Here is a 20,111-nt window from a genome sequence, read left to right as displayed (position 1 = left end):
AGCTCTTTCGGGGAATTATCTCACCCTTACTTCGATTGAGATCACTTATCCATCAATAACAACAGAAACTATACAACCTCAAACAAGTGATATTTCTTCTTACCCACTCTCACGAGATAAAAGCGATTAAAAAAAGCATTTCCTGACGCAAAACAATTAGCCGCCTGCATATTGTCATCGATAGATTTAGCCACACCATTAACAAATACCGCATTTCTCACCAATGCATCCTTAATTTGCTTTCCAGATACAGCCAATTCGGCATCAGCCAATAACTGTGTGAGCGGCAAATCAATGATTTCTGCGCGAATCAACTTTGACGACGGCAATCCATCCTGCTGCAACTGCAAGAAATCTGACTCACTCAAGCCAGACAACTCATCACTAAACAGCGCCTGGGTAATACGCTGGGCAGCCAACAAACCAGCATCGCCATGCACAAGCCTGGTGACCTCTTCAGCAAGAATTCGCTGCGCCTCAGGCTTACCCTGGCGAGCAACATCTTCCGCTTCAATAGCCTCAATCCGGGCAACCGACAGAAAAGTAAAGTAGCGCAGGAACTTATAGGCGTCAGCATCGGCAGTATTTAACCAGAACTGATAAAAGGCATAAGGCGATGTTTTTGCTGCATCAAGCCACACAGTACCCGACTCAGTTTTACCAAACTTGGTGCCATCCGACTTGGTCACCAACGGCATAGTCAAACCAAACACATGCGCACCATGCATACGGCGCGTCAAGTCGATCCCACCGGTAATATTACCCCACTGGTCGCTACCGCCAATTTGTAAAGTACAGGCATTGCGAACATAGAGCTCGGAGAAATCATAGGACTGCAGCAACATGTAGGTGAACTCGGTAAAAGAAATCCCCTCCCCCTCACGTTCGATACGCTGCTTTACCGATTCTTTATTAATCATGTTGTTGACAGAGAAATGCTTACCCACATCGCGCAGAAAGGTAAGTACATCGATTTTCCCAACCCAATCCAGATTATTCACAACCTCGGCCGAATTTTGGCCGCAAGAAAAATCGATAAATTGACTCACCTGACATTTAAGCTTATCAACCCAATTAGCAACCACATCAGCAGTATTGAGCTTACGCTCCTGCGCTTTGAAACTTGGATCACCAATCAACCCCGTGGCGCCGCCCACCAGGGCAATAGGCTTGTGGCCGGCGAGCTGGAAGCGCTTGAGCATCAGCAACGGCACCAAGCTACCAATATGTAAACTGTCCGCAGTCGGATCAAAGCCACAATAAAGGGTGCGACTGCCAGAATTGAGATGCTCGACTATGGCATCGCCGCCAGTCATCTGTGCAATAAGTCCGCGGGCTTGCAACTCTTGCAAGAAATTAGTGTCAATTGCTGTCATAACGCACCAACCAAGGTTAAAAAAAGTGTTTCGATTAGGAACAAAAAGGCGGCAAAGATACCTCAACTTTCCTCAATTACAAGACCAAAACAGACCCTTGTTACGGAGTGATGAACTTTTGGGGTGTTAATGGCATATTTTTCTGCTATAAATGCTCTTTCTTGGATCACATTCCTATAAAGAATTACGACTTTTACGATGCCACCAATGAAACACTATTACACCATTGCCCGATCGACCCTGCTTGAGCATGTGCCGCGCGGACACCTTGCGGCCGCAGCATTGCTCTCTGCTGGTCTAGTGATTTTGTTAGGTACGGATAGCAATACAACACAATCCTCAACGATAATACAAAGCAGCAATATCCCAGGACTGGAGATTCAAGGCACAGAAACCCAAGCCGCCCCCATAGCTATTCCTCCTGTAGAAACCATCATCCAGCAAATTGCCGCTCCGGCAGAAAAAGAACCTGTCGATGTGGCGCCACCAAAACCCCAATGGAAAGAGTTTACTGTTCAGAATGGCGACAACTTGTCGGTTTTGTTCAAGCGCGCTGGACTCAATGATCGCGCCATCTACGAATTATTTAGCGATGCCAAGGATGCCAAGGATCTGCGCAATATTCGCCCAGGCCAAAAGATGGAATTCCTTGTCGAAGACGGCCGCCTGAATGGCCTGAAATATGTTGTCGATGAACTCAATAGCTTGACCTTTGATCGCGGCACCAAAGGCTTTACCAGCAAAGAAATTGCACTTAAGCCCGACGTGAAGTATGCCTTCCGCCAAGCATCTATTGACAGCTCTCTTTATATGGCCGGCAAACGCGCAGGCATGCCAAGCAATTTGACCATGGAAATGGCAAATATTTTTGGCTGGGATATCGACTTTGCTCTGGACATACAAAAAGGCGATAGCTTTAAAGTGATGTATGAAGAGCAATTTCTGAATGGAAAAAAAATTGGCGTCGGCAAAGTAATAGCGGCGGAATTTACTAACGGCGGCAAAACATTTAAAGCAGTGCGCTACACCGACAAAGCTGGTAACAGCGCCTACTACACGCCGGATGGTCGCGGCATGCACAAGGCATTCCTCCGCACCCCCATTGAATTCGCTCGCATTAGCTCTCACTTTAATCTGGCACGCAAACACCCTGTTTTGCATATTATCCGTGCGCACAAAGGCACAGACTATGCTGCTGCACGCGGAACACCTATTCGCGCCACAGGTAATGGTAAAGTTTCCTTTGCGGGACGCAAAGGTGGCTATGGCAACACAGTTATCATCCAACATGGACAAGGTATACAAACACTCTATGGCCATATGAACGCATTTGCCAAAGGCATGCGGAATGGTGCCAGAGTGAGCCAAGGGGATGTGATTGGCTATGTTGGCTCTACCGGTTTAGCCTCAGGCCCGCACCTACACTATGAATTTCATGTAAATGGACAGGTACGCAACCCGGTTACAGTTCCGCTGCCAAAATCTATTGGCATAGAGAAGACCGAGCTTGCACGATTCAACGAAACCACACGCCCACTGATTGCCAAATTGGATCAATTCAAATCATCTAATCGTCTGGCAGTTGCAAACAACGACACCAGCGGCAATTAGCTCTTCAAATGATGCCACCTGCAAGGTGGCATCATTGCACATCGGGAATAATCCAATGTCCCACTCCAATCTCTATATCGGCTTAATGTCTGGCACAAGTGCGGATGCAATAGATGCTGTGCTGGTGGAATTCGGAGCGCAGCCGCGTCTGATTGCTAAATATAGTGAGCCATTGAGCAATGCCATTCGCCAGCAAATCCATGCGCTTGCACTACCTGCCTCCAATGAGATTGATCGCATGGGCGCACTCGATATTGACTTGGCACGACTATTTGCAAACACAAGCCTAAAACTGCTCGATCAAGCCAATATCCTACCCGATCAGGTAATTGCTATAGGCAGCCACGGGCAGACTATCCGCCATCGCCCACCAGGCTCCCCTGAAGGTTGCTTCACCCTGCAAATTGGCGACCCCAACACTATTGCCGAATTAACCGGGATCACCACAGTTGCGGATTTCCGGCGGCGCGATATAGCCGCAGGTGGCCAAGGCGCCCCATTGGTGCCGGCTTTTCATCGCGCCATTTTTCAAACACCTGAACAGCATAGAGTTATTGTGAATATTGGCGGCATGGCCAATCTCACCTGGCTCCCCAAGCTAGGGCTTACATTGGGCTTTGACACTGGCCCCGGCAACGCCCTGATGGACGAATGGACACTACTGCATACAGGCAAACGTTATGATGAATCGGGAGCTTGGGCGGCAACAGGCAAAATTAATCAGGAGTTACTGAACAGGCTTCTACAGCATAGCTTCTTCGCACTAGCCGCCCCCAAGAGTACCGGGCGCGAAGCATTTAATCGTCAGTGGTTAGACCAAGCATTGGCCGGAATTAATATCCCAGCCAACGATGTGCAGGCAACACTGCTTGAACTAACAGCCATTACGATTAGCGATGCCATTACAGCACTCAGTACTGAATCCAAAGCAGTTTTTGTCTGCGGGGGCGGAGCCTACAACTCGCATTTAATGAGGCGCCTGCAAGCTCTACTGACAAGAGATAAGCTAGATACCACCGCCACCCTTGGTGTAAACCCACAATGGGTAGAAGCCATGGCGTTTGCATGGCTGGCCCAACAAACCATGAGCCGGCAGCCAGTAAATTTAAAGGAAGTAACGGGTGCTAATAGAGAGGTAATTCTGGGTGGCGTGTATTACGCGTGAGCAATACACGCCAGATAAACCTAGACAGTAAACGATGAACCGCAGCCACAAGTGCTGGAAGCATTGGGGTTTTGAATAACAAATTTGGAACCTTGCAATCCCTCTTCGTAATCTACTCGGGCACCGACCAGATAAGGGTAGCTCATAGCATCAACTACAACCTTTACCCCCTCCCGCTCAACTACAGAGTCATCCTCAGCAACTGCCTCATCGAACGTAAAACCGTACTGAAAACCTGAGCAACCGCCACCAGTCACATAAACACGCAGCTTGAGGTCCGGGTTATCTTCTTCCTCAATCAGGCTTTTGACCTTCGCCACCGCACTGTCGGTAACAGTGACAACTTGAGGGATATAAATTTCAGCGGTAGACATAAACACTCCGGATAACAACAAAGCCCGCAAGGGCGAGATTTATTATCCCTTTACCCTAGTAAAACAGTCAACTATTAAGCTTGATCGGCCGCTATTTCCAGAGCACTGGCGGTTTGCTGCTGGGTATTGATCATACTGCCATTCACTTGTGCACCTTTTACCATTTCTATCGAGTGATAATGCACCGTGCCGATAACATTCCCCTTGGCAGCGAGCTCCAGATGCTTGGTGGAGTAGATATTGCCCTGCACCTTACCGTTTACTATGACTACCGGAGCGCGAACTTCACCCTCAACAACACCAGTATCCGCGATCACCAATTTGGCATCCTTTTCATTCTCGGCAATGATATTGCCGGTCACCTTGCCCTCCAGTTGCAGCTCACCAGTAAAGTACAAATCGCCGACTACTTTGGTTGCGCGCGAAATCAAGGTGTGGTTATTGGAAAATGCCATCAGGGGCTCCTCAGTAAAGGTCTATTTATGTTTTGGCCATTCCAGCTGCGCCTCTACCGGGTTCCGGCGCGCATTGGACTTTACCGCCAATTCAAGGCGATCTGGAGTAAAGCCATCTGGCATAAGGATTTCCGTATCAATATTCTGAAAGAATTTGAAATTCAGGGGGATGGTGGCGGCCATCGATTCGCCTTGGTTTACCGCCAGTTCGTGCAGTGAAAATCTGCGCTCTTTGCCCTCTTGCTGACCGACCACTGTTGCCGTGAGATCGCCCACAAAATCATCATCCCCCTCGGCCAGTTTCTGTATCACCAACTTGAACTGGTGTTTGCTGTCAGTAGTTGGCGAGACTGAAAACACACCAAAACTAATTCCCTTGGGGTTGCTGTTCTTTTTGGAGGTCATAATGCGGTATACGTCGATATCCCGCTGCAATGCAGCTTTTTCCTCGCGCAACTCCATTACCCGTTGACGCAGCTCCTCACCAGCTTTGCGATCCACCTCGGCACTGAGCTGATAGGTTGCCAGCTCACGCCGCAACTCAGCCGATTCTGTGGTCATAACGTCCAATTGACCGCGCAACGCTTTGGCTTCGGCGGGTGAAAGTCGCTCAATACTGGCCTTATATTCCGCATAGCGATAAGCGGCAACAACCGCAGCCAAGACCAAGGCAATAGATAGCAGGGTAATAAGCGCCGATTTCAACGGGCGATGAGGCACCAGCTTGAGACGATAAACGGGAGAACCTTTAACTTTGGCCATAGCAGATTTCATCTGTCATCGTTTTTATTATTCGCGGGATGACAGCTCATCCCGCGCGCTAAACCGTCATTAGGGCATTAAAGCCACAACATCCAGACCGGCAGTCTCTTCAAAACCGAACATAATGTTCATGTTTTGGATCGCCTGACCAGAAGCGCCTTTGGTGAGGTTATCAATCACCGATAACACCACCACTGTATCGCGCTGTTGCGGGCGCACAATAGCGATACGGCAAACATTGGAGCCTTTCACACTGCGGGTTTGCGGCAATACACCTGCGGGTAATACATCCACAAAAGGTTCGTTGGTATAACGATCTTCATACAGCTTTTGCAGATCTGGCACTTTGCTAGCATCAAGCAGAGTTGCATAAAGCGTCGCGTGAATTCCGCGAATAATCGGCAACAAATGCGGTACAAAAGTCAGCGCTACTGGCGCAACACCGGCGGGCTGTACATCGCGTAAGCCCTGCTCGATTTCTGGCAAGTGACGATGCCCCGCCACACCATAGGCTTTGAAACTATCGCTGATTTCCATCAAAAGATTGTCGATTTTGGCTTGCCGACCGGCACCACTCGCACCACTGGCGGCGTTGGCGATCAAACGGGTTGGATCGACCAGATTGTTTTCAATCAGCGGCAGATAACCCAATTGGGTGGCGGTGGGATAACAACCGGGGCAAGCGACCAGTTTGGCCGTGCGAATCGCCTCGCGATTCACTTCGGGCAGGCCATACACAGCTTGTGCGACCAAATCGGGGGCACCATGGGGCTGGTTGTACCATTTTTCCCACAGCGGCACATCGCGGATACGGAAGTCAGCGGACAAATCGATAATGCGCGCCTTGGTATTCATCAAACCGCTCATCATGTTCTGTGCGACACCGTGAGGCGTGGCAAAAAAGATCACATCGCATTCGCCCAATAGCGCCACGTCCGGCTCGGTAAACGCCAGATCGACATGGCCACGCAGATTGGGGTACATATCAGCAACCTTGGTGCCCGCTTCGGCGCGTGAGGTGATTATAGTCACCTCAACCTGTGGATGTTTGGACAGCAGGCGCAACAACTCAACCCCTGTATAACCGGTTCCACCAACAATCGCCGCTTTAATCACCTCAACCCCCTGAAATTTGCTCAATATCATCGCTGTGTTTCTAACTATGGAGAATCATAAGGGCCATACGACTCTGGTATTCTGAGCGCGCCCTGTGCCATGGTTAGTAATAAAGAGGGCTATCATAAGAGCCTTATTCATAAATCGAAAGTAAAAGCTGCCGCCGCATCCGGAAAACGCTGGTGGCGTCGCAGTTAACGCTTTAGCAGGAACACACTGTGCCCGCCAACCTTCCACCGAACGCCACCAATAACCCCCCTGACAGCAACCGCGCCAACAGCGGCCGCCTTGGTTTTAGTCGATATGCCGAATCCCTGCGCGATCAACTGGCGGGGGCGGAATCCCTGCCGCAATTGACGCTACTGGGGTTGCTCACCGGAATTATCGCCGGCGCAGTGATTGTGTTGTTTCGCTGGGCGGTGGAATTGCCACTGGGATATTTCCTGCCGGGTAGCTTTGAAAACTTTGAAGCCATCAGTTCCCTCATGCACTTTGCGTTACCGGTCGCCGGAGCAATCCTGCTGGGGTTGATATTGCAACTGGTCGATAAGCGCCATCACGCCACCAGCATTGGGCATGTCATGGATCGCCTGCAGAACCATCAAGGGCGATTGCCTCTGGGCAACGTAATCACCCAGTTTTTCGGCGGCGCCGCCTGCTTGCTAACCGGGCAATCGGTGGGTCGCGAGGGCCCAGCCGTGCATCTGGGTGCAGGTAGCGGCAGTTTGCTCGGCCAATGGTTAAAGTTGCCTGCCAACAGCTTGAGACCACTGGCTGGCTGCGGAGTCGCCGCTGCCATCGCTGCCTGTTTTAACACGCCGATGGCGGGAGTAATTTTTGCGATGGAAGTGGTGATTATGCAGTACACCATCGCCGGTTTTATCCCTGTCACCCTCGCGGCCGTTGCTGGCGCCACCATGACGCGACTGGCCTTTGGCCCCGAAATCGCGTTTATCAATGCACAATCCGTAATGGGGGATTTACGGGAGCTGCCGCTGATGGGTTTGGTCGGGCTGGTAGTCGCCGTCTTTGCGGCGGCCTATATTCGCCTGCACGGTGCCAGTTGTCGCTGGGCGTTAAACCGGCCTATCGCCCTGCGCTTCGCCTTGGCGGGATTGTTTACCGGTATCTGCGCCCTGTGGATTCCCCAAATTATGGGCGTAGGCTACGACACTATTAGCAGCGCCCTCGCAGGCGAAATAGGCTTTGCGCTGCTTCTGGCGATTGCAGTCGTTAAGCTGCTCGCCACATCCATTAGCCTTGGCGTGGGCATGCCCGGCGGGGTAGTAGGACCATTGCTGTTTATCGGCGCCTGTATCGGCGGCGCAGTAGGTAGTGCCGCGCAAATACTGATGCCCGGCTCCGCCAGCGCCATCGGTTTTTATGTGATTTTGGGTATGGGCGCAATGATGGGCGCCACACTCAATGCCCCACTCGCCGCGATGATGGCAATCCTCGAACTCACTTATAACCCCAATATTATTTTCCCCAGCATGCTGGTAGTGATTGCCGCTTGCCTGACCACCCGCTGGGTATTTCGCTGCGATGGCTTGTTCCAACACGTACTGCGTATTCAGGGAAAATTCCGCAGCACCGAAGCAATGGAACAACTGCTTGGCAACACCGGGGTACGTGGGTTGATGGATCGCCATCTGGTGATAAGCGATAACCTCATCAACGTCTCGACCGCGCAGCAACTGCTCAGTCATCATCCACACTGGATTTTACTGCGCGAAAATAATCAGCTGCTGCAACCGGCGGACCTGCATAGCTATTTGCAGACACTGCAAAACGATCCGCAAAATTTAGGCAGCGATTTGCAAACCAGTGCTAGCGAAGAGCAAATCAACCTGCTGGAAATTCCCGCGCGTCGCTACGACCTTGAACGAATCCCTGCGGATGCAAATCTATTTGAAGCCTTGGAATTGATGAATCGCCAACAGCTGGATGCACTTTGGGTTGAATCACTTAGCGATTCACACCAGCCACTGGGTATAATCAGCCGCCGCAACATCGATAACTACTATCGAATCTAGCGTTTGTTGAATTGAACCCTTGCCGAATTTATCGTTGAGATGCACTTATGCTGTGGATAAAAGCACTACACATTATTGCTGTCATCACCTGGATGGCGGCGCTGTTTTATTTGCCGCGGCTGTTTGTGTATCACACCATGAGCGAAGATGAAATCAGCCGCGAGCGTTTCAAAATTATGGAGCGCAAACTGCTACGGGGTATCGCCAACCCCTCAATGGTCGCGGTATTTATTTTTGGGATTTGGATGAGCTGGCTCGGTTGGAGCTATTACTCAACCCAAGGCTGGTACTGGTGCAAATTAGTTTTGGTGGCCATTCTCACCGGTTATCACCACGCCTGCGTCGCCTACTGGAAGCAGCTGCGCGATGATCGCTGCACCAAAAGCCACGTATTTTTTCGTTGGTTTAATGAGTTCCCGGTATTGCTAGTAATTGGCATCGTCATTTTGGTGGTGGTGAAACCTTTCTAATATGAACAATAAACTCTACGCGATTACCGACTCACAATTGCTCCCGGGGGATCAACTCTTCACCGCCGTAGCCGCCGCATTAAAAGGTGGCTGCAAGCTGGTGCAATATCGAGACAAAACCTCGGACAAAGTACGCCGATCATTTGAAGCCAGAAATTTGCTTGCGCTATGCAATCAATATCAGGCGCAATTATTAATTAACGACGATGTAGAGCTTGCAAAAGAAGTTGGCGCACACGGCGTACACTTGGGGCAAGGTGATACTAACCCAGTGGCGGCACGTATTATTCTCGGCAGTCGCGCAATCATCGGTGTCACCTGCCACGATTCACTGACACTCGCCCAACAAGCAATAAAAGACAGCGCCAACTACATCGCCTTTGGTCGATTCTTTCCATCGAGTACCAAACCTAACGCGCGCCCTGCGCCAATTTCATTGATTGGCGAAGCGCGCCAACAATTTAGCGCTATACCGATTGTGGTAATTGGCGGCATCACATTAGAGAATGGCAAACAATTACTGGATGCCGGCGCTGATATGCTCGCCGTTTGTCACAGTTTATTTGCGGCGGATGACATTACCGCCCAAGCCAAAAAATTTACTGAATTGAAAAATTAATTTAAGGATTCACCATGAGCCGCTCCGAAGAACTATTTTTACAAGCCCAAAAAACAATTCCCGGTGGCGTGAATTCGCCAGTACGTGCATTTAAAGCCGTGGGCGGCACACCGGTATTTTTTGAACGCGCACTGGGCGCCTATGTGTGGGACGCAGACGGCAAAAAATATATCGATTACGTCCAAAGCTGGGGGCCGATGGTTCTGGGCCACGCACACCCGGACGTGATCAACACCGTGATCGAAACCGCCAAGTTTGGCTTGAGTTTTGGTGCGCCTACTGAACGCGAAACCACGCTCGCTGAAAAACTCTGCACTTTAATTCCCAATATGGAAATGGTGCGCTTCGTAAGCTCCGGTACCGAAGCCACCATGAGTGCCATCAGGCTCGCGCGCGCTTTTACCAAACGCGACAAAATTATAAAATTCGAAGGCTGTTATCACGGCCACTCTGATTCTTTATTAATTAAAGCCGGTTCCGGCGCACTGACCCTGGGTGTGCCCAGCTCACCGGGTGTGCCAGCCGTATTGGCTGATCACACACTCACTCTCGATTACAACAATGCCGAACAAGTGCGCGAATGTTTTGCCAAGCTCGGTGACCAAATCGCCTGCATTATTGTTGAGCCGGTAGTAGGCAATATGAATTGTGTGCCGCCGGTGCCTGGCTTTTTGGAATGCCTGCGTGAAGTGTGTGATGAGTACGGCAGCGTCTTGATTTTTGATGAGGTGATGACCGGTTTCCGTGTTGCGCATAAAGGCGCACAAGGCCACTACGGTGTAAACGCCGATATCATCACTCTGGGCAAAGTCATTGGGGGCGGTATGCCCGTGGGCGCTTTTGGCGGCCGTCGCGACATTATGCAAATGATTGCGCCCTCAGGCCCGGTTTACCAAGCTGGCACCCTGTCTGGCAACCCCGTAGCCATGGCCGCTGGTTTAAAAACTCTGGAGTTATTGGAACAGGAAGGCTTTTACAACAACCTTTGTGCACGCACTACGCAATTAGTAGAAGGCTTACAAAAGCTGGCAGATGAAGCGGGCATCCCCTTCACCACCAATCATGTAGGTAGTATGTTTGGTTTCTTTTTTACCAGCGAGAAAAAAGTCACCAACTTCAAACAAGTCATGGCCTGCGATATTCCACGCTTTAATAAATTTTTCCACGGCATGCGGGAGCGCGGGGTTTACTTGGCACCAGCATCCTACGAAGCAGGTTTTATGTCAGGTGCGCACACCGAAGCGGACATTAACGACACTTTGCAAATTGCTGCCGAAGTATTTACCAGCCTGAAATAATTATTGGAAGACCACAAAAATAAAAAAAGCCGACGCAGTTTTTCTGCGTCGGCTTTTTTATTGCGACCAAATTTTAATTGCTAACCTGTATAGGCAGGCCCGAAACCAAAACTCCAAATCAACACAGTAATCGCCATTAAGGCTACAAACATTACCAACCCGATAGTGAGGATGGAACTGGCGTAAACGAAGCCTTCATCCTCAGGGATTTTCATAAAAATGGGAATGCCGGTATAGAGCAGATAAACGGTATAAAACACCGCGCCTATACCGACCAACATGGTCAAAATCACATTGGGATAAAGTGCACAAAGCCCTGCAACAAACAAAGGCGTGGCCGTGTACGCAGCGAATACAATCGAGCGCGCAAGCCCGGGAGCCGAATCATAAGTGCGCGACATCCAATCGATAAACGCGCCCATAACGCCCACACCGGCCAACAGCGCCAAGTACATTAAAACACTCATGGTTAATGCGCTAGATTCAGTGAGCATTACTGGCGCACCATCGCCAATTACCCACCCTACCTTCGTGGTGCCTATATACATTGAGATGGGTGGGATAAGCGCAAGAAATAAAACATGCGCAAAGTACAAGTGGGACACTGTCTCTTGGGTATCGCGAATTTCTTCCCACTCTTTATGTGGATGCGTAAAAAGCCCTGCAACATGAGAAATCATATTTTCCTCCAACAACTCTGCGACTGGTTATTCACTATTAGATTGTTCGACTAAATTGTTCGACGCGTTTCTGGTAGGGCGAAAAATAAATGCATTCGTCTTACAGATTCAGTATATAGCGTGATTGAAATGGCCTCCTCCACCCAGCTAGATCAAATACTATTAAAAATTCAGCAGTAGATAACTGCTTCATCTAGCCCTACAAGCTCTCTCTAAGCAATTTATTGCTAAGCACTTTGCAGCCTATACCGAAACGACAAACAACAGAATTTAGTGTGTCATCATCAGGCTGAGGTCGGCCTCAAGTTGTTCGGCATCAAACGGCGACATAAAACTGCCACTGTAAGCGCCCTCAGGGTTGACGATAAAAATGCGTGTAGAATGATTTACTTGATACACATCGCCACTACCATCAGGCATATCTATTCCCGCAGGCACCCTTAATAATTTACTGTCAATAATCACCGAGCGATCATACGCAGCACCAAAAAATTGGGCAGTTCGGGCAAGCTCACTGTTGCTTCCCTGGAGTGCCACAATGTCCGGGTGAAAAAAACCGACGTAGTCGCGCAGCTTAGTGGGAGTATCGCGCTCGGGGTCAACACTGATAAAAACCACTTGTAATCCGGTATTTCCCTGCATCACTCGCAACAATTTTCCCAGCTTTTGTAATTCCAGCGGGCAAATATCGGGGCAAGAGGTAAAGCCAAAAAAGACCAGCGACCAGCGACCTCGCCAAAGACTTGAACGGATTGCTTCACCATAATGATTGGTCAAATTGAATTCCGGCAGCATTTTCGGTGCTGGCAATAACTGTGCGTTGTTATAAACCGGTTCGGGCGATAGCTGGCGAGCCCCCACAAAAATGCCAAGCGTTAGGCTCACCACAATAACCATTGCATAGAGCCAATAATGATGAAGTTTGCGGGTGGCATTCACACTAATCATCTGCAGCCTTTTTCACCGGAATACTGACGCTGTGTTGTGTTCCATCAGCAAAATCAAAATGAATATTTACCTTGTCGTTTAGGGTCAACGGAGCGTTTGCACCCAACAACATTAAATGTAAACCACCGGGCGCCAACTGAAGCTCCGATTGCGCAGGAATTATCAGCCTGTCGTGATGATCCATATACACTTTGTCGCCCTCGCGCCGCGTTTGGTGCATCATCACTTGCGTGCAGCAATCTGCACTGACTGCCACAATTATTTTTTCCTCCGGCGAATCATTGCGAAGATTCATATAAGCCGCATTCACGGAGGCGCCCGGCGGTGCCAATTTAACCCATGGGTTTTGCACAGTAAGTTCAGCCTGGGCAATCGCTACGCCAGGACACAACAGTGGGCTGAAAAATAAGATCACCATAATTGCGATTGGTTTAAATATTGTATTAACCGGCAAAAAAGGCAATAACATAATGATCCACCAACAGTGCTAAAAACAGCAGCATTAAATGCACAATAGAAAAACGGAATGTTGCCATAGCACTATTTGCATCAGGCTTGAATTTCAACCGCCAGGCATGGCGAATAAAAACAATATTTAAATAAAGGCTTGCGCACAAATACACGACTCCAGCCATGCCAATTAAATAAGGGAGCCAGCACACTGCCATAAGCAACAAGGTGTAAAGCAAAATAAGCGTTTTGGTAAATTCAATGCCGTGCGTAACAGGCAACATGGGAATATTGGCTTTGGCATAATCATTGACGCGGTGAATTGCCAGCGCCCAAAAATGTGGTGGTGTCCAAGCGAATACAATCATCATTAACAATAGCGCTTCGCTGCTGACGCTGCCGGTGACAGCCGTCCAACCCAACACCGGCGGTAGTGCACCCGCCACACCGCCAATTACAATATTTTGCGGTGTGGCGCGCTTTAATAGCATGGTATACACCACGGCATAACCAAATAAGCCAAGCAGCGTTAAATAGGCAGTGAGTGCATTTACGGCCAGCATCAACAATAAGAATCCGGCAACGGCTAACAAACAGGCAAAAATCACAGCTTGATTACTTGTCAGCCGACCTTTAGGCAAAGGCCGCATGTGAGTGCGCGCCATTTGTGCATCAATTTTTTGATCTAGCACATGATTAAATGCCGCCGCCGCGCCGGACACCAATGCAATACCCACGCTAGCCGTGGCAATAAGCAAGAAGTCTGGCACTCCCGGGCTTGCCAACATCATGCCGACCACCGCCGTCAGCACCAAGAGTGCAACGACTTTGGGTTTGGTTAACTGATAATAAGCACGACCATAGCTACTTATTTCTGCGCGCCAACTCACACCGGGCGATACACTTTTTGTTATGGCCATGTTATTTCTCCCCCTTAGTTTGAATGATCCCTATCTAAATTTTATTTGGTGTTTGTGAAAATTTATTTTCATTCACAACAGAACGAACAACACTATGCCTTGGCGACGAAATTTCTGTTTGTGCTGGCATTACTGACGCAGGGAAAATAACATCCCTACGCAAAGCAATTTGTCGTAAAAAAACTACCAGCATCATTAACAGATTAGCTGCAACCACATTATGTGCAACTGCATTCCACAGCGGCACCAAGGCAATAATATTGATTAAGCCCAAGGTCAATTGCAGTAATAACAATAAACTCATTGCGATTACCATCTTGCGCATTACGTGGGATTGGGCACGGCGCCAACAGGCGTATAAAAAAGCACCGAACACCAGGAGCGTAACAATCGCACCCACGCGATGCGACACATGAATACTCATGCGCGCTTCGTAAGGTAAAACACCATATTCATAAGTTTCATGCCCTAGCGGCAAATGAAAAACTTGTGCCAGAGAAAAGCGCTCCTGCCAACCCGCTTCACAAAAAGGCAGTTGGTTGCAAACTGCAGCCGCGTAATTGGTAGAAGTCCATCCGCCCAATGCAATTTGCGCGATTAATACCAACAACACCACAAAACCAAAACCGGCCAAGCGCGACAAAGCCGGTTCAGCGACGTTATTATTCTTAGGGGTTGAGTTTTGTGCTCGATCCCATGCTATTTCTGCGCGCAATAATGCCAACAAACACAGCAGTGTGAACCCGCCCAACAAATGCGCTAATACAATTAGCGGTAACAGATTGAGCGTTACTGTCCACATTCCCAAGGCTGCTTGAAAAATTACTAGCAACAAAAGAGCCGATGCCAAACGGCGATAGCGTTTAATGTAATGACTGGCAATAAAAATGGCCAACACTGCCAGGCCCAATAAACCAGCAATATAACGGTGCAGCATTTCATTGCGCGCCTTGTAAGGATCTACTTCCAAGTGCGGAAATTTTTCTTGCGCATCGGCAATGTGATGATCCAGCACTGGCGCATGATATTTCCCATAACAGCCCGGCCAATCCGGACAACCAAGTCCGGCATCGGTTAAGCGTGTATAAGCACCTAGCGCGATGACAACCAACGTTAGTACCAGCGTAAAACTGACTAAAGTAGAAAAATATTTCATGTTCCGCTCCGGTCATAATTCATTAAACGCAATAGATCGGTGCGGATATCTTTGGCGATATTCTGCATTTGCTCAGGATCGGCATTCACCGGATAGCGCAAAAGAGCAAGCCCGTCACGATTCACAATCACGATTTGATTTTGCAAAGATTCGGCAAGAGTATTTTTTTTCAACCACGAAAGGGATGAAAATTTCTGGAGTGAATTCGGACTTTCTGCCGCAATCACCAGCGGTTGAATATTCAATTGTTTACGTCCAAGGCCAGTATAAAGCTGCTGCATAGTGAATAACGCTTGCTCGCAATCTTTTGCGCAGGACTCTGGTGTCACATAAACCAAACGCCACGCGGGAGTATTCACCTCGGCGTTGGGTAACAATTCAATCTCACGCTCCAGCCAATAACCTTTATTCACCGAGTCGTGACTAAACCATCCAAATGCCAGGCTGACTTTGGCCGCAAGTAATGGCACCAAGGCGCAAAGTAGAAATAAACTAAAAAATTTACGACTGGTCATGAATCAACTCCTTTTTTGCACTTGCACTCAGCGCAATCACAATGACTGCTACTGCCAACAGCGCCCACTGCAATGCATAAGCTCTATGGCGTTCGGGTGGTAATATCACGGGTTGATAATGCACGCGGTAGGGCGATTGTTGTTGCTGAAAAATCACACCCAAGGTAGTTAATGACGGCAAATAGGGAGCAAGGCTTAATGCATCCAATTGCTGAATGCGCATTGGCCAGTGCCCCTTATCTTCAATATTAGTTCCTAACAATAACCCTTGAGGGGCGGTACGAAAAACTCCATCAACCATTAATTGCGCTGGAATCGCAACATCCGGTAACTGCTCGCGCCCACCAACCGCAGCAACCCATCCAAGATTAATCAACACCGGAGGAACCAAGTTGGTAGATGCGGAGTTTGATAAGTCAGCAGGAATTTCTTCAACCGGAATCACCACATCGTAACCGATGCGGCCATCGACTAATTGATTGTCCAACAACCAGATAATGGGGGAGACCCAACGGGCCGCGAATTTGACGTGCACACCGTCCAGATCCTGATCGCCAAGTGCTAATAGCTGCTGTGAAGTCAGTGCTCCGGCCGCTTGCCATTGCGCAATGCGCGCCAGAGTTTGTTTTTTTTCCGTGGCGCGCGACAATTGCCAAAACGACAATGACATAAGAAAGGCAGTGGCGAGCAAACAGATGAATACCCAATGCCACCGCATAACCCAATAGCGATTGAACGCTATAATTGTCATACCTCCACTCCTGCAAGGGATTTATTATGTTTATAAAAATAGTCTTAATCTGTTTACTGGCATTGGTTGTGTTTAGCTTGTTTCAGGCACTATTTGTGATGATTAAAAATGACGACAAAGCTCCGCAAATGTCCAAGTTTTTAGGTCGTCGCTTATTTTTTTCTGCCGCCGTTGTTTTACTACTCATCATCCTCTTACTGACTGGTGTTATTACACCTAATCCACGCCCTTACTAACCGATATCCAAACCTAACCACAAGCTTGTAAACGAACCAGCAAGGTTGTGGTTAGTTACAGTACATACACAAAAATAAATAAGTTAAGCCATACCACGTCCACAAAGTGCCAGTACCAGGCAGCGGCCTGAAAACCGAAGTGCCGCTCTGGAGTAAAATGCCCTTTAATCAAAATTCGTAAAAAAATAACTAATAAAAACACCGTTCCCAAGGTCACATGCAGCCCATGAAAACCTGTCAGCAGGAAGAAGGTATTGCCATAAACACCAGAATCTAGCCGTAAGCCCAAGTCGCTATAGGCATGCATATACTCATAACCCTGCAAATATAAAAATACTGCGCCCAGCACTATGGTTAACATCATAAAAAAACCCAACTGGGCATGTTTATTTTTCTCTATGCCTATATGCGCAAATTGCAGTGTGATTGAAGACGCCAACAAAATAAGTGTGTTGTACAGTGGAATTCCCTCCCACGGCATAGGCTGGGTTTCTATACCGCCTGGGGTTTTTGTCAGCGGCCACATTGCCTCAAAATTCGGCCAGAGAATTTCGCCCGTCATCACATTATTACTTGCCCCATCCAACCAAGGCACCGCAATCATTCGGGCGTAAAAAAGCGCACCAAAAAACGCCGCAAAAAACATCACTTCCGAAAAAATAAACCAGCTCATGCCCTGGCGAAATGAGCGATCCATTTGCGAACTATAAAGCCCTTCCATAGATTCGCTGATTACATTTTTAAACCAGCCAAATAACATATAACACAAGAGTGCAAAACCAATGGCTAACACATAGCCTCCGGCGCCGTGCTGGTCTTTGGCCAGGTCATTCACCAATAGCGCGGCACCAATACCAATAAAAAATAACGACACAGCCCCCACTATCGGCCAAATACTTTGCTCGGGAACATAGTAACGCTGATGATCTACACGCATAGTGATTCCTCCAATCGCACAAGCAAACTACCGCCCGACTACCTGTGGTGTATTTTTGTATAAACGATACGAGAGAGTGATGGTGGTAAAATGCGCAGGCAGTTTTGGATCTATATAAAACTGAACCGGCATAGCTCTGCGCTCATGAGCATCCAATGGTTGCTCGGTAAAACAAAAGCATTCAATTTTTATAAAGTATTTGGCGGCCTCACCAGGCGAGACTGATGGCACGGCGCGCCCTACCATTGCTTCATCGGTTGGATTTTCCACAATAAAATTCACTACTTTTATCTGCCCGGGGTGAAGGCTTATATCCGTCATTTCCGGCGAGAAACCCCAGGGAATAGAACTATCGCGATTAGCCAAAAATTCCACTTTAATCGCACGCGACTCATCAACCTTGGCTCTGGTAGTTGCAGGTTGATTGCTGGTTTTGCCATTAATACCGGTAATTTCGCAAAACACGTCGTAGAGCGGAACCAAGGCATAACCGAAGGCAAACATCGCAATACAAATAAGTATTAATTTGCGCATTAATGTTCTGTGCGAAACCATGCGCCCTCCGGACTCTGTGTGAAAACCAATTAGGCAAAACAATCAACCATTCACAACCTGTTATTTCACATGAGGTGGTGTTTGAAACGTGTGATAAGGGGCGGGCGACGGAATTTCCCATTCCAAACCCTGAGCACCTTCCCATACTTGGCTGCTTGCCTTTTTACCTTTTCTGCGCATGCAGCGAACCACCATCCACACAAAAATAAGCTGTGACAAACCAAACAATAATCCACCAATGCTGATAAACGCATTCATATCTGCAAACTGCAACGCATAATCAGGAATGCGCCGGGGCATTCCCGCCAAGCCGACAAAATGCATAGGGAAGAACAACATGTTGACGGAAACAATTGAACACCAAAAATGAAACTGGCCAATTTTTTCGCTGTACATTACTCCCGTCCACTTGGGTATCCAGTAATAAACACCGGAGATAATGCCAAACACAGCGCCCGTCACCAGCACATAATGAAAATGTGCCACCACAAAATAGGTATCGTGGTATTGAAAATCGGCGGGCACTATCGCGAGCATCAAGCCGGATAAACCGCCAATGGTGAATAACACAATAAATGCCAGGGCAAACATCATCGGCACTTCAAACGTCATTGAGCCGCGCCACATAGTGGCTACCCAATTAAATACTTTCACGCCGGTTGGAACTGCAATCAGCATGGTCGCGTACATAAAAAATAATTCAGCCGCTACCGGCATGCCAGTCGTAAACATATGATGCGCCCACACAATAAACGACAAGAACGCAATACTTGCGGTGGCAATCACCATGGATTCATAACCAAACAAGGGTTTACGCGCGAAGGTTGGAATAATGCTGGAGACGATCCCGAAGGCGGGCAGAATCATGATGTAAACTTCCGGGTGCCCAAAGAACCAAAAAATATGCTGAAACATAACCGGGTCACCGCCGCCCGCCGCATCAAAAAAACTGGTACCAAAATATTTATCGGTAAGCACCATGGTGACCACACCCGCCAGTACCGGCATCACAGCAATTAATAAAAATGCGGTGATTAACCAAGTCCATACAAACAACGGCAATTTCATCCACTTCATGCCTGGTGCGCGCATATTAAAAATAGTGACTATCACATTCATCGCTCCCATGATGGAAGATATCCCCATCAGGTGAACTGAAAACACAAAAAATGCGGTGCTATCGCTACTGTAAGTAGTGGAGAGTGGTGCGTAAAAAGTCCAGCCCGCTGCCGGTGCGCCCCCCTCCATAAAAAAGGTAGAAAGTAAAATCGTAAAGGCAAAAGGTAAGATCCAGAAACTCCAGTTATTCATACGCGGCAACGCCATATCGGGCGCGCCAATCATGAGCGGAATCATCCAATTCGCCAAACCGACAAATGCAGGCATAACTGCACCAAACACCATCACCAAACCATGTACTGTGGTGAGCTGGTTAAAAAAATGTGGATCAACAAATTGCAAACCCGGTTGAAATAATTCGGCGCGAATCATCATTGCCAAAATGCCGCCGGTAAACAGCATTAGCAGCGAGAACAACAAATAAAGCGTGCCAATATCTTTATGGTTAGTCGTAAACAACCAGCGGGTGATGCCGTGTGGCTTGTGGTCATGCGCATGATGATCATCGCTCTGGTGATGATCTAAGTCACTACCCAATGCGCTGCTATTTTCGGTGCTCATT

The 20,111-nt window shown here is 48.5% G+C and carries 22 protein-coding genes; 7 read left to right on the top strand and 15 right to left on the bottom strand.

The features are described 5' to 3' along the window. Positions 1-68: 68 nt before the first annotated feature. The gene (gene tyrS, locus D0B88_RS07305; protein ID WP_007644853.1) at positions 69-1,376 is read right to left on the bottom strand and encodes a tyrosine--tRNA ligase; all 1,308 of its coding nucleotides are present in this window, start codon (positions 1,374-1,376) and stop codon (positions 69-71) included. Between the two features lie 207 nt (positions 1,377-1,583). On the opposite strand from tyrS, the gene D0B88_RS07300 reads away from it, so the two are divergent. Next, positions 1,584-2,987 (top strand): OapA family protein, encoded by a 1,404-nt coding sequence (locus tag D0B88_RS07300; RefSeq protein WP_151056214.1) that lies wholly within the window; start codon positions 1,584-1,586, stop codon positions 2,985-2,987. A 55-nt stretch (positions 2,988-3,042) separates the two neighbouring features. Further along, positions 3,043-4,152, top strand: coding sequence for an anhydro-N-acetylmuramic acid kinase (locus tag D0B88_RS07295; protein ID WP_151056212.1), 1,110 nt, complete (start codon positions 3,043-3,045; stop codon positions 4,150-4,152). Positions 4,153-4,172: 20 nt separating this feature from the next. On the opposite strand, the gene erpA is transcribed toward D0B88_RS07295, so the two are convergent. From erpA to argC, 4 genes are all read right to left on the bottom strand, one after another. Further along, positions 4,173-4,526 carry an iron-sulfur cluster insertion protein ErpA gene (gene erpA, locus D0B88_RS07290; protein WP_040393300.1) on the bottom strand — a complete coding sequence of 118 codons (354 nt, stop codon included), beginning with the start codon at positions 4,524-4,526 and terminating at the stop codon, positions 4,173-4,175. Positions 4,527-4,600: 74 nt separating this feature from the next. Next, positions 4,601-4,981: a polymer-forming cytoskeletal protein gene (locus D0B88_RS07285; protein ID WP_007644858.1), complete on the bottom strand. Its 381-nt coding sequence runs from the start codon at positions 4,979-4,981 to the stop codon at positions 4,601-4,603. A gap of 21 nt (positions 4,982-5,002) precedes the next feature. Beyond that, positions 5,003-5,743: a DUF6776 family protein gene (locus D0B88_RS07280; protein ID WP_225318577.1), complete on the bottom strand. Its 741-nt coding sequence runs from the start codon at positions 5,741-5,743 to the stop codon at positions 5,003-5,005. Between the two features lie 69 nt (positions 5,744-5,812). Continuing rightward, complete coding sequence (gene argC / locus D0B88_RS07275) at positions 5,813-6,859, bottom strand: N-acetyl-gamma-glutamyl-phosphate reductase (RefSeq protein ID WP_151059318.1); 1,047 nt, start codon at positions 6,857-6,859, stop codon at positions 5,813-5,815. Positions 6,860-7,077: 218 nt separating this feature from the next. Between argC and D0B88_RS07270 the strand changes: the two genes are divergently transcribed. Genes D0B88_RS07270 through hemL form a run of 4 tightly spaced genes read left to right on the top strand, consistent with a single transcriptional unit; the run spans position 7,078 to position 11,282 of the window. After that, complete coding sequence (locus D0B88_RS07270) at positions 7,078-8,895, top strand: chloride channel protein (protein WP_151056208.1); 1,818 nt, start codon at positions 7,078-7,080, stop codon at positions 8,893-8,895. Between the two features lie 47 nt (positions 8,896-8,942). Next, a complete protein-coding gene (locus tag D0B88_RS07265; RefSeq protein WP_151056206.1) occupies positions 8,943-9,365 on the top strand; it encodes a CopD family protein in 423 nt (140 codons plus the stop codon). 1 nt (position 9,366) lies between these two features. After that, positions 9,367-9,984 (top strand): thiamine phosphate synthase, encoded by a 618-nt coding sequence (gene thiE, locus D0B88_RS07260; protein ID WP_007644874.1) that lies wholly within the window; start codon positions 9,367-9,369, stop codon positions 9,982-9,984. A 14-nt stretch (positions 9,985-9,998) separates the two neighbouring features. Next, positions 9,999-11,282 carry a glutamate-1-semialdehyde 2,1-aminomutase gene (gene hemL / locus D0B88_RS07255; protein ID WP_151056204.1) on the top strand — a complete coding sequence of 428 codons (1,284 nt, stop codon included), beginning with the start codon at positions 9,999-10,001 and terminating at the stop codon, positions 11,280-11,282. An 80-nt stretch (positions 11,283-11,362) separates the two neighbouring features. Here hemL and D0B88_RS07250 read toward each other — a convergent pair whose 3' ends face one another. From D0B88_RS07250 to D0B88_RS07220, 7 genes are all read right to left on the bottom strand, one after another. After that, complete coding sequence (locus D0B88_RS07250) at positions 11,363-11,962, bottom strand: Yip1 family protein (protein WP_007644878.1); 600 nt, start codon at positions 11,960-11,962, stop codon at positions 11,363-11,365. A 270-nt stretch (positions 11,963-12,232) separates the two neighbouring features. Continuing rightward, complete coding sequence (locus D0B88_RS07245; protein WP_151056202.1) at positions 12,233-12,910, bottom strand: SCO family protein; 678 nt, start codon at positions 12,908-12,910, stop codon at positions 12,233-12,235. Further along, positions 12,903-13,328 (bottom strand): copper chaperone PCu(A)C, encoded by a 426-nt coding sequence (locus tag D0B88_RS07240; RefSeq protein ID WP_191966543.1) that lies wholly within the window; start codon positions 13,326-13,328, stop codon positions 12,903-12,905. The genes D0B88_RS07245 and D0B88_RS07240 overlap by 8 nt, the downstream gene beginning before the upstream one ends. A 25-nt stretch (positions 13,329-13,353) precedes the next feature. Further along, the gene (gene cyoE / locus D0B88_RS07235) at positions 13,354-14,280 is read right to left on the bottom strand and encodes a heme o synthase (RefSeq protein WP_007644884.1); all 927 of its coding nucleotides are present in this window, start codon (positions 14,278-14,280) and stop codon (positions 13,354-13,356) included. A 34-nt stretch (positions 14,281-14,314) separates the two neighbouring features. Beyond that, positions 14,315-15,436: a heme A synthase gene (locus D0B88_RS07230; RefSeq protein ID WP_151056199.1), complete on the bottom strand. Its 1,122-nt coding sequence runs from the start codon at positions 15,434-15,436 to the stop codon at positions 14,315-14,317. Then, positions 15,433-15,951 carry a hypothetical protein gene (locus D0B88_RS07225; RefSeq protein WP_151056197.1) on the bottom strand — a complete coding sequence of 173 codons (519 nt, stop codon included), beginning with the start codon at positions 15,949-15,951 and terminating at the stop codon, positions 15,433-15,435. The genes D0B88_RS07230 and D0B88_RS07225 overlap by 4 nt, the downstream gene beginning before the upstream one ends. Continuing rightward, complete coding sequence (locus D0B88_RS07220) at positions 15,938-16,702, bottom strand: SURF1 family protein (RefSeq protein ID WP_040393303.1); 765 nt, start codon at positions 16,700-16,702, stop codon at positions 15,938-15,940. Before D0B88_RS07220 ends, D0B88_RS07225 begins: the two co-directional genes overlap by 14 nt. A 26-nt stretch (positions 16,703-16,728) precedes the next feature. Between D0B88_RS07220 and D0B88_RS07215 the strand changes: the two genes are divergently transcribed. Then, positions 16,729-16,938, top strand: coding sequence for a DUF2909 domain-containing protein (locus D0B88_RS07215; protein ID WP_007644892.1), 210 nt, complete (start codon positions 16,729-16,731; stop codon positions 16,936-16,938). A 55-nt stretch (positions 16,939-16,993) separates the two neighbouring features. On the opposite strand, the gene D0B88_RS07210 is transcribed toward D0B88_RS07215, so the two are convergent. From D0B88_RS07210 to ctaD, 3 genes are read right to left on the bottom strand one after another with little or no spacing between them, the layout of a single operon-like run. Further along, on the bottom strand, positions 16,994-17,875 hold the full coding sequence (locus tag D0B88_RS07210) for a cytochrome c oxidase subunit 3 (RefSeq protein ID WP_007644904.1): 882 nt from the start codon (positions 17,873-17,875) through the stop codon (positions 16,994-16,996). A 27-nt stretch (positions 17,876-17,902) separates the two neighbouring features. After that, the gene (locus D0B88_RS07205; protein ID WP_151056196.1) at positions 17,903-18,430 is read right to left on the bottom strand and encodes a cytochrome c oxidase assembly protein; all 528 of its coding nucleotides are present in this window, start codon (positions 18,428-18,430) and stop codon (positions 17,903-17,905) included. A gap of 60 nt (positions 18,431-18,490) precedes the next feature. After that, entirely contained in the window at positions 18,491-20,110 is a 1,620-nt protein-coding gene (gene ctaD / locus D0B88_RS07200; protein WP_191966542.1) for a cytochrome c oxidase subunit I, read from the bottom strand. Between the last annotated feature and the right edge of the window lies 1 nt (position 20,111).

The organism is Cellvibrio sp. KY-YJ-3 (assembly GCF_008806955.1).
In the GTDB taxonomy this organism is placed as follows: domain Bacteria; phylum Pseudomonadota; class Gammaproteobacteria; order Pseudomonadales; family Cellvibrionaceae; genus Cellvibrio.
The sequence above is the reverse complement of the archived record's forward strand: the minus strand, read 5'-3'. Positions and strand labels throughout refer to the sequence as shown.

Excerpts from the sequence above, each read along its gene's own strand:
- ctaD (WP_191966542.1), bottom strand. The coding sequence starts at position 20,110 with ATGAGCACCGAAAATAGCAGCGCATTGGGTAGTGACTTAGATCATCAC.
- D0B88_RS07225 (WP_151056197.1), bottom strand. The coding sequence starts at position 15,951 with ATGACCAGTCGTAAATTTTTTAGTTTATTTCTACTTTGCGCCTTGGTG.
- D0B88_RS07210 (WP_007644904.1), bottom strand. The coding sequence starts at position 17,875 with ATGCGTGTAGATCATCAGCGTTACTATGTTCCCGAGCAAAGTATTTGG.
- D0B88_RS07220 (WP_040393303.1), bottom strand. The coding sequence starts at position 16,702 with ATGACAATTATAGCGTTCAATCGCTATTGGGTTATGCGGTGGCATTGG.
- D0B88_RS07295 (WP_151056212.1), top strand. The coding sequence starts at position 3,043 with ATGTCCCACTCCAATCTCTATATCGGCTTAATGTCTGGCACAAGTGCG.
- thiE (WP_007644874.1), top strand. The coding sequence starts at position 9,367 with ATGAACAATAAACTCTACGCGATTACCGACTCACAATTGCTCCCGGGG.
- D0B88_RS07245 (WP_151056202.1), bottom strand. The coding sequence starts at position 12,910 with ATGATTAGTGTGAATGCCACCCGCAAACTTCATCATTATTGGCTCTAT.
- D0B88_RS07215 (WP_007644892.1), top strand. The coding sequence starts at position 16,729 with ATGTTTATAAAAATAGTCTTAATCTGTTTACTGGCATTGGTTGTGTTT.
- hemL (WP_151056204.1), top strand. The coding sequence starts at position 9,999 with ATGAGCCGCTCCGAAGAACTATTTTTACAAGCCCAAAAAACAATTCCC.
- D0B88_RS07240 (WP_191966543.1), bottom strand. The coding sequence starts at position 13,328 with ATGGTGATCTTATTTTTCAGCCCACTGTTGTGTCCTGGCGTAGCGATT.
- D0B88_RS07285 (WP_007644858.1), bottom strand. The coding sequence starts at position 4,981 with ATGGCATTTTCCAATAACCACACCTTGATTTCGCGCGCAACCAAAGTA.
- D0B88_RS07205 (WP_151056196.1), bottom strand. The coding sequence starts at position 18,430 with ATGGTTTCGCACAGAACATTAATGCGCAAATTAATACTTATTTGTATT.
- erpA (WP_040393300.1), bottom strand. The coding sequence starts at position 4,526 with ATGTCTACCGCTGAAATTTATATCCCTCAAGTTGTCACTGTTACCGAC.
- D0B88_RS07265 (WP_151056206.1), top strand. The coding sequence starts at position 8,943 with ATGCTGTGGATAAAAGCACTACACATTATTGCTGTCATCACCTGGATG.
- D0B88_RS07250 (WP_007644878.1), bottom strand. The coding sequence starts at position 11,962 with ATGATTTCTCATGTTGCAGGGCTTTTTACGCATCCACATAAAGAGTGG.
- D0B88_RS07300 (WP_151056214.1), top strand. The coding sequence starts at position 1,584 with ATGAAACACTATTACACCATTGCCCGATCGACCCTGCTTGAGCATGTG.
- cyoE (WP_007644884.1), bottom strand. The coding sequence starts at position 14,280 with ATGGCCATAACAAAAAGTGTATCGCCCGGTGTGAGTTGGCGCGCAGAA.
- tyrS (WP_007644853.1), bottom strand. The coding sequence starts at position 1,376 with ATGACAGCAATTGACACTAATTTCTTGCAAGAGTTGCAAGCCCGCGGA.
- D0B88_RS07280 (WP_225318577.1), bottom strand. The coding sequence starts at position 5,743 with ATGGCCAAAGTTAAAGGTTCTCCCGTTTATCGTCTCAAGCTGGTGCCT.
- D0B88_RS07230 (WP_151056199.1), bottom strand. The coding sequence starts at position 15,436 with ATGAAATATTTTTCTACTTTAGTCAGTTTTACGCTGGTACTAACGTTG.